The sequence below is a fragment of the Bradyrhizobium sp. SZCCT0153 genome (genome assembly GCF_018129995.1).
In the GTDB taxonomy this organism is placed as follows: domain Bacteria; phylum Pseudomonadota; class Alphaproteobacteria; order Rhizobiales; family Xanthobacteraceae; genus Bradyrhizobium; species Bradyrhizobium japonicum_G.
In genome coordinates this window covers 591,848-606,583 of record NZ_JAFCKS010000001.1, presented here as the reverse complement: position 1 = coordinate 606,583, position 14,736 = coordinate 591,848, and the positions used below count along the sequence as shown (strand labels likewise).

Annotated in this window: 16 protein-coding genes and 1 riboswitch; of the genes, 10 read left to right on the top strand and 6 right to left on the bottom strand. The window is 65.3% G+C overall.

Going from position 1 to position 14,736, the window contains the following annotated elements; all coding sequences use genetic code 11:
- Positions 1 to 19 precede the first annotated feature (19 nt).
- The 6 genes from JQ572_RS03030 to JQ572_RS03005 all read left to right on the top strand — a co-directional run bounded on the left by JQ572_RS03030 (position 20) and on the right by JQ572_RS03005 (position 6,076).
- The gene (locus tag JQ572_RS03030; RefSeq protein ID WP_211381486.1) at positions 20 to 1,138 is read left to right on the top strand and encodes a class I SAM-dependent methyltransferase; all 1,119 of its coding nucleotides are present in this window, start codon (positions 20 to 22) and stop codon (positions 1,136 to 1,138) included.
- Positions 1,135 to 1,902, top strand: coding sequence for a peptidoglycan editing factor PgeF (pgeF, locus tag JQ572_RS03025; RefSeq protein ID WP_211381485.1), 768 nt, complete (start codon positions 1,135 to 1,137; stop codon positions 1,900 to 1,902). Before JQ572_RS03030 ends, pgeF begins: the two co-directional genes overlap by 4 nt.
- Before the next feature lie 122 nt (positions 1,903 to 2,024).
- A complete protein-coding gene (locus tag JQ572_RS03020; protein ID WP_211381484.1) occupies positions 2,025 to 2,639 on the top strand; it encodes a hypothetical protein in 615 nt (204 codons plus the stop codon).
- A 202-nt stretch (positions 2,640 to 2,841) separates the two neighbouring features.
- Positions 2,842 to 3,795 carry a ribose-phosphate pyrophosphokinase gene (locus JQ572_RS03015; protein WP_211381483.1) on the top strand — a complete coding sequence of 318 codons (954 nt, stop codon included), beginning with the start codon at positions 2,842 to 2,844 and terminating at the stop codon, positions 3,793 to 3,795.
- 221 nt (positions 3,796 to 4,016) lie between these two features.
- Positions 4,017 to 5,045, top strand: coding sequence for a putative zinc-binding metallopeptidase (locus tag JQ572_RS03010; protein WP_211381482.1), 1,029 nt, complete (start codon positions 4,017 to 4,019; stop codon positions 5,043 to 5,045).
- Positions 5,042 to 6,076: a D-alanine--D-alanine ligase family protein gene (locus JQ572_RS03005; RefSeq protein ID WP_211381481.1), complete on the top strand. Its 1,035-nt coding sequence runs from the start codon at positions 5,042 to 5,044 to the stop codon at positions 6,074 to 6,076. The genes JQ572_RS03010 and JQ572_RS03005 overlap by 4 nt, the downstream gene beginning before the upstream one ends.
- Before the next feature lie 91 nt (positions 6,077 to 6,167).
- On the opposite strand, the gene JQ572_RS03000 is transcribed toward JQ572_RS03005, so the two are convergent.
- Positions 6,168 to 6,728 (bottom strand): 6,7-dimethyl-8-ribityllumazine synthase, encoded by a 561-nt coding sequence (locus tag JQ572_RS03000; protein ID WP_211381480.1) that lies wholly within the window; start codon positions 6,726 to 6,728, stop codon positions 6,168 to 6,170.
- 76 nt (positions 6,729 to 6,804) lie between these two features.
- A riboswitch (FMN riboswitch) is annotated at positions 6,805 to 6,963 on the bottom strand.
- 411 nt (positions 6,964 to 7,374) lie between these two features.
- Here JQ572_RS03000 and JQ572_RS02995 point away from each other — a divergent pair.
- Positions 7,375 to 7,875: a type III secretion system chaperone family protein gene (locus JQ572_RS02995; protein WP_211381479.1), complete on the top strand. Its 501-nt coding sequence runs from the start codon at positions 7,375 to 7,377 to the stop codon at positions 7,873 to 7,875.
- Between the two features lie 193 nt (positions 7,876 to 8,068).
- Positions 8,069 to 8,893, top strand: a complete 825-nt coding sequence (gene proC / locus JQ572_RS02990) for a pyrroline-5-carboxylate reductase (protein ID WP_211381478.1) — start codon at positions 8,069 to 8,071, stop codon at positions 8,891 to 8,893.
- A 130-nt stretch (positions 8,894 to 9,023) separates the two neighbouring features.
- Here the strand turns inward: proC and JQ572_RS02985 are convergent, their stop codons facing one another.
- The 5 genes from JQ572_RS02985 to JQ572_RS02965 all read right to left on the bottom strand — a co-directional run bounded on the left by JQ572_RS02985 (position 9,024) and on the right by JQ572_RS02965 (position 13,108).
- The gene (locus JQ572_RS02985; protein ID WP_211381477.1) at positions 9,024 to 9,419 is read right to left on the bottom strand and encodes a thioesterase family protein; all 396 of its coding nucleotides are present in this window, start codon (positions 9,417 to 9,419) and stop codon (positions 9,024 to 9,026) included.
- An 88-nt stretch (positions 9,420 to 9,507) separates the two neighbouring features.
- Complete coding sequence (locus JQ572_RS02980; protein WP_007596840.1) at positions 9,508 to 9,711, bottom strand: tautomerase family protein; 204 nt, start codon at positions 9,709 to 9,711, stop codon at positions 9,508 to 9,510.
- 100 nt (positions 9,712 to 9,811) lie between these two features.
- Positions 9,812 to 11,332: a histidine--tRNA ligase gene (gene hisS / locus JQ572_RS02975; RefSeq protein ID WP_211381476.1), complete on the bottom strand. Its 1,521-nt coding sequence runs from the start codon at positions 11,330 to 11,332 to the stop codon at positions 9,812 to 9,814.
- Positions 11,333 to 11,382: 50 nt separating this feature from the next.
- Positions 11,383 to 11,922, bottom strand: coding sequence for a YegJ family protein (locus tag JQ572_RS02970; RefSeq protein WP_211381475.1), 540 nt, complete (start codon positions 11,920 to 11,922; stop codon positions 11,383 to 11,385).
- Between the two features lie 103 nt (positions 11,923 to 12,025).
- Complete coding sequence (locus tag JQ572_RS02965; RefSeq protein ID WP_211381474.1) at positions 12,026 to 13,108, bottom strand: branched-chain amino acid aminotransferase; 1,083 nt, start codon at positions 13,106 to 13,108, stop codon at positions 12,026 to 12,028.
- Positions 13,109 to 13,445: 337 nt separating this feature from the next.
- Between JQ572_RS02965 and JQ572_RS02960 the strand changes: the two genes are divergently transcribed.
- Together JQ572_RS02960 and JQ572_RS02955 are read left to right on the top strand one after the other, a co-directional pair.
- A complete protein-coding gene (locus JQ572_RS02960; protein ID WP_211381473.1) occupies positions 13,446 to 13,988 on the top strand; it encodes a MarR family winged helix-turn-helix transcriptional regulator in 543 nt (180 codons plus the stop codon).
- Positions 13,985 to 14,716: a response regulator gene (locus JQ572_RS02955; RefSeq protein WP_211381472.1), complete on the top strand. Its 732-nt coding sequence runs from the start codon at positions 13,985 to 13,987 to the stop codon at positions 14,714 to 14,716. Before JQ572_RS02960 ends, JQ572_RS02955 begins: the two co-directional genes overlap by 4 nt.
- Positions 14,717 to 14,736 lie beyond the last annotated feature (20 nt).

Below are 14,736 nucleotides of genomic sequence, written 5' to 3'. Positions count from 1 at the left end.
CCTTTCGAGAAGATGGACCGTGACCGAGCAGCCGCTACTCAACGAGATCAGGGCGCTGATCAAATCATCGGGCCCCATGCCGGTCTGGCGGTACATGGAACTGTGCCTGATGCACCCGCGCTACGGCTATTACGTCTCGCGCGATCCTTTGGGCCGTGAAGGCGACTTCACCACCGCGCCCGAGGTCAGCCAGATGTTCGGCGAACTCCTGGGCCTGTGGACCGCTTCGGTGTGGAAGCAGATGGGCTCGCCGCAATTCCTGCGGCTGATCGAGCTCGGCCCAGGCCGCGGCACCATGATGGCGGATGCGCTGCGCGCGCTCCGCGTGCTGCCGCCGCTGTACCAGGCGCTTCACATCCACATGGTCGAGGTCAATCCGGTGCTGCGCGAGCGGCAGAACGCGACGCTGTCGGGCGTACGCAACATCGCCTGGCACGACAGCATCGACGATGTGCCGGAGGGGCCGAGCATCATCCTCGCCAACGAATATTTCGACGTGCTGCCGATCCACCAGATGGTGAAGCGCGAGAACGGCTGGCACGAGCGCGTGATCGAGATCGATCCCAACGGCAAGCTTCAATTCGGCGCGGCCTCCGAGCCCACGCCGCGCTTCGACGTGCTGCTGCCGCCTCTGGTGCGCGCGGCGCCCATCGGCGCCGTGTTCGAATGGCGGCCCGATGCGGAGGTCATGAAGCTCGCCACGCGCGTGCGCGACCAGGACGGCGCGGCGCTGATCATCGATTACGGCCATCTGCGCAGCGACGCCGGCGACACGTTCCAGGCGATCGCGCGCCACAGCTTCACCGATCCCTTGAAGGCGCCGGGCCAGGCCGACGTCACCGCCCATGTCGACTTCCAGGCGCTGGCGCGTGCCGCCGAGGATGTCGGCGCCCGCGTGCACGGGCCGGTGACGCAGGGCGATTTCCTCAAGCGCGTCGGCATCGACACCCGCGCGGCCGCCTTGATGCAGAAGGCAACGCCTGAAATCGCCACCGACATTTCGGTGGCGCTGAAGCGCCTGACGGACACCGGGCGCAGCGGCATGGGCTCGATGTTCAAGGTGCTCGGCATCTCCGAGCCGCGGCTAACAGGCCTTGCCGGCCTCAGCGATCTCGAACAGGCCGGAGGGAACGGATGACACTCACTTCGTCGCTGCTCTCGGCGGTGCCAGGCCTGCGCCATGCCTTCTTCACCCGTGAAGGCGGCGTCTCCGGCGGCATCTATTCGGCGCTGAACGGCGGGCTCGGCTCCAATGACGACCAGGCCCTCGTCGCGGAGAACCGCCGCCGCATGGCTGAGCATGTCGGCGTTGCCCCGGAACGCTTTCTCAGCCTGCACCAGATCCATTCGCCCGACGTGCTCGTTGCCGAAACGCCCTGGCCGGGCGGGCCGCGGCCGAAGGGCGACGCGCTGGTCACCAGAACGCCCGGCATCGCGCTTGGCGTCTCCACCGCCGATTGCGGGCCGGTGCTGTTCGTCGACCCCGACGCGCGCGTGATCGGCGGTGCCCATGCCGGCTGGAAGGGCGCGCTGACAGGCGTGCTGGAGGCGACGATCTCGGCCATGGAAAAGCTCGGCGCCACGCGCGGCGGCATCATCGCCGCGATCGGCCCGCTGATCCGGCAGGACAGCTACGAGGTCGGCAACGAGTTCGTGGTGCGCTTCATCGAGGCGGACGCGGACAACGCGATATTCTTCATGCCGTCGGTGCGCGAGGGACACGCGATGTTCGACCTCGCCGGCTTCATCCGTACGAGGCTGGAGGCCGCCGGCATCCTGATGATCGACGATCTTGGTCTGGACACCTACGCCGACGAGCGCTTCTTCAGCTATCGCCGCTCGGTGCATCGCAAGGAGCCGGACTACGGCCGGCACGTTCACGCGATCGCGCTGGAGGGGTGAACACACGGGCAACCTCGTGTCATTGCGGGGCGATGCGGCCCGCATCGAACCCGGAATGACGTGGCCTGTGGCGCCCCCGCCCTAGACGTTAATGCGTTTTAACGATATCGCTGCCCTCCATAATGAGGGACGCGTCATTCATCTTGCGCCGTGCGGGCTCGCGCGTGCTGGCGGTCATGCTGCTGGCGGCTGCGACCGCGCTTGGCGGCTGCGCCGGTGGCGGTGGTGCCGCAAACTCCTATGCGATGGCGCCAAGCTCAGGCTCCGGGGCGACGGTCGCCTTCGAATCGATCGACGGGCCACCGCCGCAGGTATTCGACCGCATGGTTGGCGTGCTCGACAGCGAATCCAAGCTGCGCAGCCTGTCCGTCGTCTCCCGCGAGGGGACGGCTGCCTACCGCGTGCGCAGCTATCTCTCGGCCCAGATCGTGCGCGGCAGGACCGTGATCGCCTGGGTCTGGGACGTTTACGACGCCAACCAGCAGCGGGCGCTGCGGCTTTCCGGCGAGGAACCGACCTCGGCCAGGGGTGGCCGCGATCCCTGGGGCGCCGCCGACGATCTGGTTCTGCGGAAGATCGCCCAGGCCGGATTCAGCGGACTTTCCAACATGATCAACGGCACCCCGGATGCACCGGGCGCTGCGCCGGGCTTGCGGGGACCAGCGGTGGCGAGCGCCATCCCGGAGGCTCCGGCGGCCGGGATGCCGGCCTCGGCGCTCGGCTATGCCGACCGATAACCCCCGCTAAACCACGGCCCCAAGTATTCAGGAAGTTGCGGCCAAACCGTTGGCCCGACTCAGGATTTTCGAAGGGAAAACGTAGCATGCCGGGTTGCCATTGCTGCCCTCGGCCTGATATTTCCTCGCCCGTCGTAACCGTGCTCCGTGGGTATCCGAGATGTTGAACATCGTGTCCAGCAAAGCGCGGGAGGAAGCGTCCATGTCGGCCAAGAACGGCTCCATCAAGCTCGTCGCCGGCAACTCCAATCCGGCTCTCGCGCAGGCCATCGCGCAAGGACTCGACCTGCCGCTGACCAAGGCAGTGGTCCGGCGCTTCGCCGACATGGAAATCTTCGTCGAGATCCAGGAGAACGTCCGCGGCTCGGATGCCTTCATCATCCAGTCGACCTCGTTTCCCGCCAACGACCATCTGATGGAATTGCTGATCATCACCGACGCGCTGCGCCGCTCCTCGGCGCGCCGCATCACCGCGGTGCTGCCCTATTTCGGCTATGCCCGGCAGGATCGCAAATCGGGCTCGCGCACGCCGATCTCGGCCAAGCTCGTCGCCAACCTGATCACGCAGGCCGGCGTCGACCGAGTCATGACGCTCGACCTGCATGCCGGCCAGATCCAGGGCTTCTTCGACATCCCGACCGACAATCTCTACGCGGCGCCGCTGATGGTGCGCGACATCAAGGACAAGTTCGACCTCTCCAAGACGATGGTGATCTCGCCCGACGTCGGCGGCGTGGCGCGCGCACGCGGCCTCGCCAAGCGCATCAACACCCCGCTCGCGATCGTCGACAAGCGCCGCGAAAGGGCGGGCGAATCAGAGGTCATGAACGTCATCGGCGACGTCGCCGGCTACACCTGCATCCTGATCGACGACATCGTCGACTCCGGCGGCACGCTGGTGAACGCGGCCGACGCGCTGATCGCCAAGGGCGCCAAGGACGTCTATGCCTACATCACCCACGGCGTGCTCTCCGGCGGCGCGGCCGCCCGCATCGCCGGCTCGAAGCTGAAGGAGCTTGTGATCACCGACTCGATCCTGCCGACGGATGCGGTGACCAAGGCGCCGAACATCCGCACGCTGCCGATCGCCAGCCTGATCTCGGACGCGATCGCGCGCACCGCGGCGGAAGAGTCGGTGTCGAGCTTGTTCGACTAGTTCTTCCGATCCCGGAAGGTCTCATAGGGTGGGCAAATGCGCAAAGCGCCGTGCCCACCTTTTTCTTTTGTGATGAAGGTGGTGGGCACGCTTGCGCTTTGCCGACCCTACCGCCTCTCGCTCTGACGCGCCGCAGCACGCCTCACGGCCCCCCGGTTGTTGCCGCCCGCCGCCCATGACATCATCCGGATACCGAGTCATCTCTGCCCTCTGGATTCCTGATGCCAAGCCGGAAATTTGCCTGGGAGAAGCTGTCGGATGACGAGTTGCTCAAGCAGCGCCTCTCCAGCCTGAGAGTGACGGTCGAAGGCACCTGGCTCGAGGACTGCGTCAGCACGCTCCATGAGGAACTCGAAGAGCGGGGCATTCGGCTGCGGCCGCACACATGGATCTCGAGCGAGTGGTTCAGTCCGGGCGATGTGCCGGGCATCGCCATCCCCTTCTATCTCGCCCATCCCCGTCTGATGAAGCTCGAGAAGAAGATGATGTTCGACGTCGAGGGCGGAACCTGGCGCGAGTGCATGGCCATCCTCCGTCACGAGGCCGGCCATGCCATGCAGCACGGCTATCAGCTGCAGCGACGCCGGCGCTGGCAGCAGCTGTTCGGCCCGTCGTCGAAACATTACCCGCGCTACTATCGGCCCAATCCTGCCAGCAGGCGCTACGTCCAGCATCTCCGGCTGTGGTACGCGCAGAGCCATCCGGACGAAGATTTCGCCGAGACCTTTGCGGTGTGGCTGCGGCCGCGTTCGAACTGGCGAACGCGATATGCCGGCTGGCCGGCGCTGAAGAAGCTCGAATATGTCGACGAGCTGATGAGCGAGATTGCGGGAAAGCGGCCGCTGATCACCACGCGAGAGCGCGTCGACCCGCTGGGTCGGCTCGGCCAGACGCTCGAAGACCACTACAAGAAGAAGCAGGCGTTCTACGCCTTCACGCCGCCGAAGACCTACGACCGCGACCTCTCACGGCTGTTTTCGGCCGATCCGCGCCATCACCGCTCAAAGCCGGCTTCGGCCCTGATCAGGGGCCACCGCGCCCAGATCAGGCAATTGGTCTCGCGATGGACTGGCGAGAACCAGCTCACGCTCGATGCCGTTCTCGACGACATGATCTCCCGCTGCCGCGAGCTCGATCTGCGCGCCGTCGGCCCCGAACAGAAGCTCGTTCTCGATTTCACCGTCCTCGTGACCGCCAAGACGATGCACGCGCTGTTTGGCCCGTCTCGGCGCAAATGGATCGCGCTATGAGGCGACTCCGTATTCTGGTCCTGATGCATCCGGATTTCCTGCCCCCGGACTCCTCCGACGGGTACACCCCGCAGGAGATCAACACGTGGAAAACGGAATACGACGTGGTGAGCACCCTGCGCGCGGCCGGCCACGACGTCCGCCCGCTCGGCGCGCAGGAGGAGATCAAGCCGGTGCGCGAGGCGATCGAGGAGTTCAAGCCGCACGTGGTCTTCACGCTGCTGGAGGAATTCCACAACAACGTCGCCTTCGACCAGCACATCGCCAGCTATCTCGAGCTGATGAAGGTCCCTTATACCGGGTGCAATCCGCGCGGCCTGATCCTGGCGCGCGGCAAGGATTTGTCCAAGACGCTGGTGCATCACCGCCGGATTGCGGCGCCGGCCTTCGCCGTCTTCCCGATGCGCCGCAAGGTGAAGCGCCCGACGCGGCTTGCGCTGCCACTGATCGTCAAGAGCCTGAACATGGATGGCTCGTTCGGCATCTCGCAGGCCTCGATCGTCGACACCGACGAGAAGCTCGCGGAGCGGGTTGCCTTCATCCACGAGCGGGTCGAATCCGCCGCCATCGCCGAGCAGTTCATCGAGGGGCGAGAACTCTATGTCGGCGTGCTCGGCAACAACCGGCTGCGCGTTCTGCCGGTCTGGGAATTGAAATTCGGCAGCATGGGCGGGCGCAGGTCACGCCACATCGCCACCGAAAAAGCCAAGCACGACACCGACTATCAGGAGAAGGTCGGCATCGTCGACGGGCCGGCGAAAGACCTCGCTCCCGAAGTCACCGCGCGCATCCAGCGCGCGGCGAAGCGGATCTATCGGGCGCTTGGCCTCGACGGCTACGCGCGCATCGATTTTCGTCTCGCCGCCGACGGCACGCCGTATTTCATCGAGGCCAATCCCAACCCCGAGATCGCCAAGAGCCAGGAGTTCGCCACGGCGGCTCAACATGCCGGGCTCAAATATCCGGATCTCCTGCAGCGCATCCTGACGCTCGGGATCAGCCGGGCCAAGGCGGGCGTGTCATTGGGGTGATGCAAGATGGCCGCGATCGTAGAATGGCCCCTCATCCTTCGAGACGCGCTACGCGCTCCTCGGGATGAGGGGTGATGGTCGTCGCGCTGCGTTACACGATCCCCGCCGCGACCTGGCCGCGCAGACGCTCGAGCCCGAGCAACGTCTCCGCACAGGCTGCCGCGACCTCGACGCCCTTGATCGCAAAGTGCCTGCGGAAGAAATCGTAGTGCACCTCGGTCTCGTGGAATTGCTGCGGCGTCAGTACGGCCGAGAACACGGGCACCTCGGTGCGCAGCTGCACGTCCATCAGCGCCTTGATCACGGTGTCGGCCACGAACTCGTGGCGATAGATGCCGCCATCGACGACGAGGCCGGCCGCGACGATCGCGGTGTAGCGCCGCGTCTTGGCGAGCACCTGCGCGTGCAGCGGGATCTCGAACGAGCCCGGCACCTCGAACACGTCGACGTGGGTGAGGTGCCGCGCCTCGGCCTCCTTGACGAAGGCGATGCGGGCCTCTTCGACGACGTCGCGGTGCCAGCAGGCCTGCACGAAGGCCACCCGCTGCGGTTTTGCGAAGCGCGGGTGCTCGACTGCCGGCGGGTCCACGGGAACCGGCGGCTGGGTTGTCTGGGACGTTTCGGTTTGGGGGTCTTGCAACATCTGATTCATGGCTTTCCTCAGTTAAGGACCAGAATCAGGGCACACGGAACGACAAACAGCCGCATCCTGCGATGCGTCCGCCACCGACCGTTCTCTTTCATCCGGACTTTAACCGTCGGCTTCGGAGTTGCACCGAATCTGCTGACCCTTCCCTTCGGTGGAAACCTCGAGGAAGGCGCTCGCGGGCTTGGGCCTTTCGGCCCTTACCGCCGGTGGGGACTTTCACCCCGCCCTGAGAACATCGGCCGTCCGGAATGAACGGCCTAGCTGGAAATATGACGCCGGTTCGGGGCTGCAGCAAGCGCGTTCCGCATGGGAAAACCGCATGGTCCCATGCCGCTATGGCGGGCGCGGCCCTCGCGGGGCGGAATTAACGATTGGGCGCGCCCCCGGAATCCGACTCCGGTTTGTTCTTTTCGTTAATAATTGTGGCGGAGATGAGCTGTGGACGAACGAGTCCTGACTTGTGGACGGACTCGGCAGCCGGTTGCGCAGATTCCGCAAATCACATCAGTTGATCCGCGACAAGCCCGCGCTGATCCGAGGAGATCGCAACAGCGACTCCGAGGGATCGCCTTAACGACATTGAGGGAGCGCGCGCCGGACCAACCGCGTGCGTATCAAAGACAACAAAAAGGCAAGAGGTCGAGACGGCATGTCCCTGCTCGAAGGCACTATCGATTCCAAAAACCATCCGCTCGCGGTGGTCGAGGATATCGCTGCCAGCAACAACTGGCCGTTTGAACGCTCCGGCGAAGACGAACTCACCATTGTCTCCAAGGGACAATGGACCGACTACCAGATCTCCTTCACCTGGATGGGTGAAATCGAGGCGCTGCATCTGGCCTGCGCGTTCGACATGAAGATTCCGGTCGCGCGGCGGGCCGAGGTCCAGCGGCTCGTCGCCGCGGTCAACGAGCAATTGTGGGTCGGCCACTTCGACCTGTGGACCAACACCGGCATGATCATGCACCGGCAGGCCCTGGTGCTGCCGGGCGGGCTCATCGCCTCCACTGCGCAATGCGAAGCCATGCTCGCCGGCGCCATCCACGCCTGCGAGCGCTATTTTCCGGCGTTCCAGTTCGTGGTCTGGGCGGGCAAATCCACGACCGAAGCGATGGACGCGGCGATGTTCGACACGGTCGGCGAGGCGTAAGTCTCGCCTCTCTCTCCAACGTCGTCCTGGACAAGCGAAGCGCAGATCCGGGATCGATACCGCGTGATTTCTCCGCATCGCGCGATGCTTGTTGCTCTGCCCTTCATCCACTAGAACCCTCGGGGTAATGGATCCTGGCTCCCCGTGCGCAATTGCGCACTAGGCCAGGACGACACCAGGTGTGGCAACAGCGATGGCGAACAGCACTCTTCAAAGCATTACCGGCACCATCCTTCTCGCTGGCGCCGGCAAGATGGGCGGCGCGATGCTGACCGGCTGGCTGGCGGGCGGGCTCGATCCGCGCCGCGTCGCGGTGGTCGATCCGTTCATCTCGCCGGAGATCACTGCGCTGGCCACAAAAGGCGTCGCGCTCAATCCCGACCCGCAGGCGGCAGGTACCGTCGAGACGATGGTCGTCGCGGTGAAGCCGCAGATGTTCCGCGATGCAGGCGCCAAGCTGAAAGCGTTCGTCTCGAACGGCACTTCCGTCGTGTCGATCATGGCGGGAATCACGATCGCATCGCTAGAAGAGGTCTGTGGCGGCGCCGTGGTGCGCGCGATGCCGAACACGCCGGCCGCGATCGGCCGTGGCATCACGGTCGCGGTCGCGGCAAAAAGCGTCAGCACCGGACAGCGCGCAGTGGCCGATGCGCTGTTGCGCGCCACCGGCTCGGTCGAATGGGTCGATGACGAGAGCCTGATGGATGCGGTGACCGCCGTTTCGGGCTCGGGCCCGGCCTATGTGTTCCTGCTCGCCGAAGAGCTCGCACGCGCCGGCGTCGAAGCCGGCCTGCCCGAGGCGCTGGCAACAAAACTCGCGCGCGAGACCGTCGCCGGCTCCGGTGAGCTGCTGCACCAGTCGGAGCTTGCCTCGAGCACGCTGCGCCAGAACGTCACCTCGCCCGGCGGCACCACGGCCGCGGCCCTCGGCGTGCTGATGGGCGAGCCCGGCCTGCGCGACCTGATGATCCGCGCGATCGCGGCGGCGACGAAACGGTCGAAGGAATTGGCGAAATAGATAGGCGCTCATGGTGAGGAGGCGCGCCAGCGCCGTCTCGAACCATGCAGGCCCGTCTCTCACCCGCAGCCGTCCTTCGAGACGACCGCTACGCGGTCTCCTCACAGGATGAGGTCGAAGCAAGCGGACGCTAAGTCGCCCCCAGCCGCTTGTTGAACATTTCGACATTGACGAGCCCGCGCGCGTGACGGCCTTCGCCGAGCTTGCGCGTGTCCTCGAAAGCCTCGACCTCGAAGCGGATGACGCGGCGCTCGACCGCGATCACCGTTGCCGTGGTCCGCACCGTCGCACCGACCAAGGCTGCCGCAAGATGGCGGATGTCGACCTCGGTGCCGACGGTGACCCAGCCCGGCTGGAGCGCGCCGCGGATCGCATCGCCCGACGTCATCTCCATCTCCAGGATCATCATCGGCGTCGCATAGACCATCGGCATGCCGGGTACGAAATGCCCGACCGTGCGCTCCACCGGTACCACCAGCGTGCGCTCGGCGCTCATGCCGACCCTGATGACGTCGCGTGCGTCCATGCTTGCCTCAACGGTGTCGTTCCGGACAAGCGCGCCCCAAGCGCGCGCCGATCCGGGACGACAGCGGAAAATGCCGCGCGAGCCGAAGCTACTTCTTCGCCGCCGCCGCGCGCTCCACGAAGGTCTTGCCGCCCTTCATCTTGTGGGCGAGCGGGGCTTCGTTGATCTGGATGACGACGGCGTCGGCATCGACGCCGAGATTCTTCACCAGTGCCTGGGTGATGTCGCGCATCATGCCGGCCTTCTGTTCATCGGTGCGGCCCACGGCCATGCTGACGGTGATCTCAGGCATTGTTCTCTCCCATGCGGCCGAACTCCGGCCATTGACGGTCGCCATCAAACAAGACGCGGATGCCCGGGACAAGCCCGGGCATGACGGCTTGCCGGAATGGCTATCCCCACTTTACGTCATGGCGCGCCAGGACCTCGCGCACTTTTACGACGAGGTCGGCGTCGCTGCACGAGAACTGCGCCGGGCGGCTCTCGCGCCATTCCTGGTTGGAGGCGATCGCAGCGGCCGCCTTGGCGCCCTCGATCAGATCCTTGATCTGCAGCTCGCCGCGCGCCTTTTCATCCGAGCCCTGGATGATGACGCAAGGGCTGTTGCGGCGGTCGGCATATTTGAGCTGGTTGCCCATGTTCTTGGGATTGCCGAGATAGAGCTCGGCGCGGATGCCCGTGCTGCGCAAGGCAGCGACCATCTTCTGGTAGTCGGCGACGCGGTCGCGGTCGAACACGGTCACGACGACGGGTCCGAACTCGGGCCGCGTGTCGAGCTTGCCGAGCAACGTCAGCGCGGCTTGCAAGCGAGAGACGCCGATCGAGAAGCCGGTTGCCGGCACCGGCTCGCCGCGGAAACGCGACACGAGGCCGTCATAGCGCCCGCCGCCGCCGACCGAGCCGAACCGCACCGGGCGGCCCTTCTCGTCCTTGGTCTCGAGCAGGAGTTCGACCTCGTAGACGGGGCCGGTGTAATATTCGAGGCCGCGCACCACGGACGGGTCGATCTTGATGCGGTCCGCACCGTAACCCGACGCCGTGACCAGCTTGGCAATCTCTTCCAGCTCGCTCACGCCGGCCTGACCGACTTCGCTCTTGGCGAGGTAGGTTTCTGCCGCGGCAATGGCCTCTTTCCAGTCGTCGCGCGGCTTGGTGATGGCGAGAACGACGTCGGCCTCCGCCGCACTCAGATTGGCGCCTTTGGTAAAGTCGCCCTTGCCTTCTTCGCCACCATCCCATCTGCCGGGACCGAGCAATTTGCGCACTTCGTCGGCGGGAAACTTGTCGAGCTTGTCGATCGCGCGCAGCACGGTCAGTCTGCGCGCGGCGTTCTCTTCGCCGCCGAGCCCAATGGCTTCCAGCACGCCGTCCAGCACCTTGCGATTGTTCACCTTGACGACATAGGAGCCGCGCGCAATCCCGAGCGCTTCCATCGTGTCCGCCGCCATCATGCAGATCTCGGCATCCGCCGCCGGCGTCGCCGAGCCGACCGTATCGGCGTCGAACTGCATGAATTGGCGGAAGCGGCCGGGGCCGGGTTTCTCGTTGCGGAACACGTACCCGACCCGGTAGCTGCGATAGGGCAGGACCAGACCGTCGGTCCCGTATCGTTCTCCGACATAGCGGGCGAGAGGCGCGGTCAGATCATAGCGCAGCGAGATCCACTGCTCGTCGTCGTCCTGGAACGAGAACACGCCTTCGTTCGGACGGTCCTGATCGGGCAGGAACTTGCCGAGCGCATCAGTGTATTCCATCGCCGGCGTTTCCACCGGCTCGAACCCGTAGAGCTCGTAGACGGCGCGGATCTTCTCGACCATCTCGCGCGTCGCCCGGATCGCAGCGGGGTCGCGATCCTCGAGCCCGCGCGGCAGCCGCGCCTTCAATTTCTGGGGTTTTTTGGGTTTCTCGGCCATGCGCGGCGTTTACCAGCCGACGCGCGAAGCGGCAACTGCCGGCTTGTCCCCTACGGCTGCTCCATCCGCGCCCGGAGGGCATCCGCGTCCGCTTTCGGCAGTGACTTCAGCGTCGGCTTGATGGTTTCTCCACCGACGATCTTGCCATTGCGCATGAACATCCAGTCGGAGATGTCGGCCTCAGCGAACTCGACCTTATCGCCGGCCCGCTTGCCCGGCAGATCGCGCGGTTCATTGGCGAAGAGACCGGAATAGGCGCCGCCCGGCAACTTCCTTACCTCGGCGATCCAGATGTGCTCACCGCCTTTGCGGGTCGAAAAGCGCACTTTCAGGGCGTGCCCCGTCTCCGACGGTTTCGGCGCCCCATAGGAGGCCCAGAATGTCGACAGCGTGCCGCGGGCGCGCGCGATCGCGGTATTCATCTCCGGATCGGTGGTGCGTACGTCGACGATAGGAGAGTGATCTCGGGGCGAGCGGTCTTCCGCCGAGACCTCGGGCTTGGGGCCGATGGTCAGGATGCCGAAAACGGTGACGCCGGTGACTGCGGCGAGAACGGCCCATTTCACGGGCTGGGAGAGTTTGGGTGCCATGTTCGCGATGTCCGGATGCGCCAGTATCTCCGGGCTTTGTCGCGGGATCGTGGCAGGGCGTTCATGGTGCCCCTCTCCCCGCAAGCGGGGAGAGGGAGAAGCATCAAAACACCTTGCGGATCCAGTTGTGCGGATCGTTGGTGCGGCCGTACTGGATGTCGACGAGCTGCTTGCGCAGGCCCATGGCGACCGGGCCGGCGACACCGCCGCTGATGTCGAAATCACCGCTCACCGAGCGCACCTTGCCGATCGGCGAGATCACGGCGGCGGTGCCGCAGGCGAACGCTTCCTTCAGCCTGCCGCTGGCCGCATCCTTGCGCCACTGGTCGAGCGAATACGGCTCCTCGCGCACGGTCTTGCCGGCATCTCTTGCCAGCGCGATGATGGAATCGCGGGTGATGCCGGGCAGGATCGTGCCGAGCGGCGGCGTCGAGAGGGAGCCGTCGTCGAACACGAAGAACACGTTCATGCCGCCGAGTTCCTCGACATAGCGGCGCTCGATCGCGTCGAGGAAGACCACCTGATCGCAGCCGTGCTGGATCGCTTCGGCCTGGGCGCGCAGGCTGGCGGCATAATTGCCGCCGCACTTGACCGCGCCGGTGCCGCCGACTGCGGCGCGCGTATAGTTCTCCGACACCCAGATCGACACCGGCGCAGGCCCGCCCTTGAAATAGGAGCCGACCGGCGAGGCGATGACCGCAAAAATGTATTCGGACGACGGCTTGACGCCGAGGAAGGTCTCGCTCGCGATCATGAAGGGGCGCAGGTAAAGGCTGCCCTCACCGCCAGGCATCCAGGCGCGGTCGATGCGCACGACCTGCTCGACCGCCTCGATGAAGACGTCCTCGGGGATTTGCGCCATCGCCATGCGGTCGGCGGAGTCCTTGAAGCGCCGTGCATTGGCATCGGGGCGGAACAGGTTCACGCCGCCGTCGTCGCGCTTGTAGGCCTTGAGGCCTTCAAAAATTTCCTGAGCGTAGTGCAGGACGGCACCAGCCGGATCGAGCTGGAAGTTGGCGCGCGCCTCGATCCGCGCCTCGTACCAGCCACCCTTGGCCTGGTTGTAGCGGACGATCGCCATGTGATCGGTGAAGACCCGCCCGAAGCCGGGGTCCACCAGCTTGGCGACGCGGTCCTTCTCTGGCGTCGGATTGGATGCGGGCTGGATGTCGAATGTCATGCTCATGTCGTTGGCTCCCGCTGCCGTTGGCGGCGCTGTTCTGGCGCCTGCCTGCCCGTTCCGGGCCCGGCTGGCTTGATTAGGTTACTGGCCGGACCACCGCCAGCCTTGTTACGGCCGGTTTCCGTGGCCAGCATGTCGGCGAGGACATGCTTTTGCGGAAGGCAGAAGTCCAGTATGTTTTGCCGAAATGCCGCTCGACAATCGCACGGTAGATCTGATCCGGCCGTTGCCGCCTGTCCGGCTCTCTCCGGCCGCTCTTGAAACTGCCACCCGACGCGAAACGATCTAAAATTTCGTGCGGGCTGATCGTTTTGTAACATTGAACCCAAGATACGTCAATATGCCTGACATAAATTTCGCGACTCCCCCTCAAGACGCTGCCGAGCCTCGGCCGGCCGCAGGCGATGGAGGCAATTTGCGCTGGGATATCATCGAGCTGCTGTTTTTCGCCTATCGCGATTTCGTCGGCGATCCCGACCAGGAGCTGGAGGCGTTCGGCTTCGGCCGGGCCCATCACCGGGTCATGCATTTCGTCTATCGCTATCCCGGCCTCAAGGTCGCCGACCTGCTCGATGTCCTGCGCATCACCAAGCAGTCGCTCGGCCGTGTGCTCAAGCAGCTCCTGGACGAGGGCTATATCGTGCAGAAGACCGGCGACAATGATCGCCGCCAGCGCCTGCTCTACGCGACGCCGAAGGGCGAAGCGCTGGTGCAGAAGCTGGCCGGCCTTCAGACCACGCGGATCACCAAGGCACTCGCCGAGATGGCTCCGCAGGATGCCGAGACCGTCAAGCGCTTCCTGCGCGCTATGATCGACCGCGAGGATCCGGACAAGGTGCTCGAGACGATCTTCGCCTCCGTCAATCAAGACGCAAAGGAGTGACCGTGCCGCTCGCTGCCACGCTCACCCGTCCGCCGGTGCAACCGGCAGACGACGCGCCGCATCTGCTGCTGGTCGACGACGACCGCCGCATCCGCGATCTGTTGTCGCGCTTCCTCGCCAGTGAAGGTTATCGCGTCACCACCGCGGCCAGTGCCGGCGACGCGCGCTCGAAGCTTTTAGGCCTGCATTTCGATCTCCTGATCCTCGACGTGATGATGCCCGGCGAGACCGGCTTCGACCTCGCCCGCTTCATCCGGACCTCCTCCTCGGTGCCGATCGTGATGCTGACGGCACGCCATGAAGCGGAAGCCCGCATCGAGGGCTTGCAGATCGGCGCGGACGACTACGTCGCAAAGCCGTTCGAGCCGCGCGAGCTTGCGCTGCGCATCAACAACATCCTCAAGCGCGCCGCTCCGCCACCGCAGGCCGCGGCGGTCGAGAAGATCGCGTTCGGTCCCTACGTCTACCATCTCGATCGCGGCGAACTGCGCCAGGGCGAAGACGTCATCCACCTCACCGACCGCGAGCGCGAGATGCTGCGAATCCTGTCGGAAACGCCGGGCGAAACCGTGCCGCGCAGCGCGCTGACCGGCAATGGCAGCGTCAACGAGCGCGCCGTCGACGTTCAGATCAACCGCCTGCGGCGCAAGATCGAGACCGACCCCGCCAATCCGCTTTTCCTCCAGGCGGTGCGCGGGATCGGCTACCGCCTGGTGGCATCGCCATAGAGTCAGAGCAGTGAAGCGCG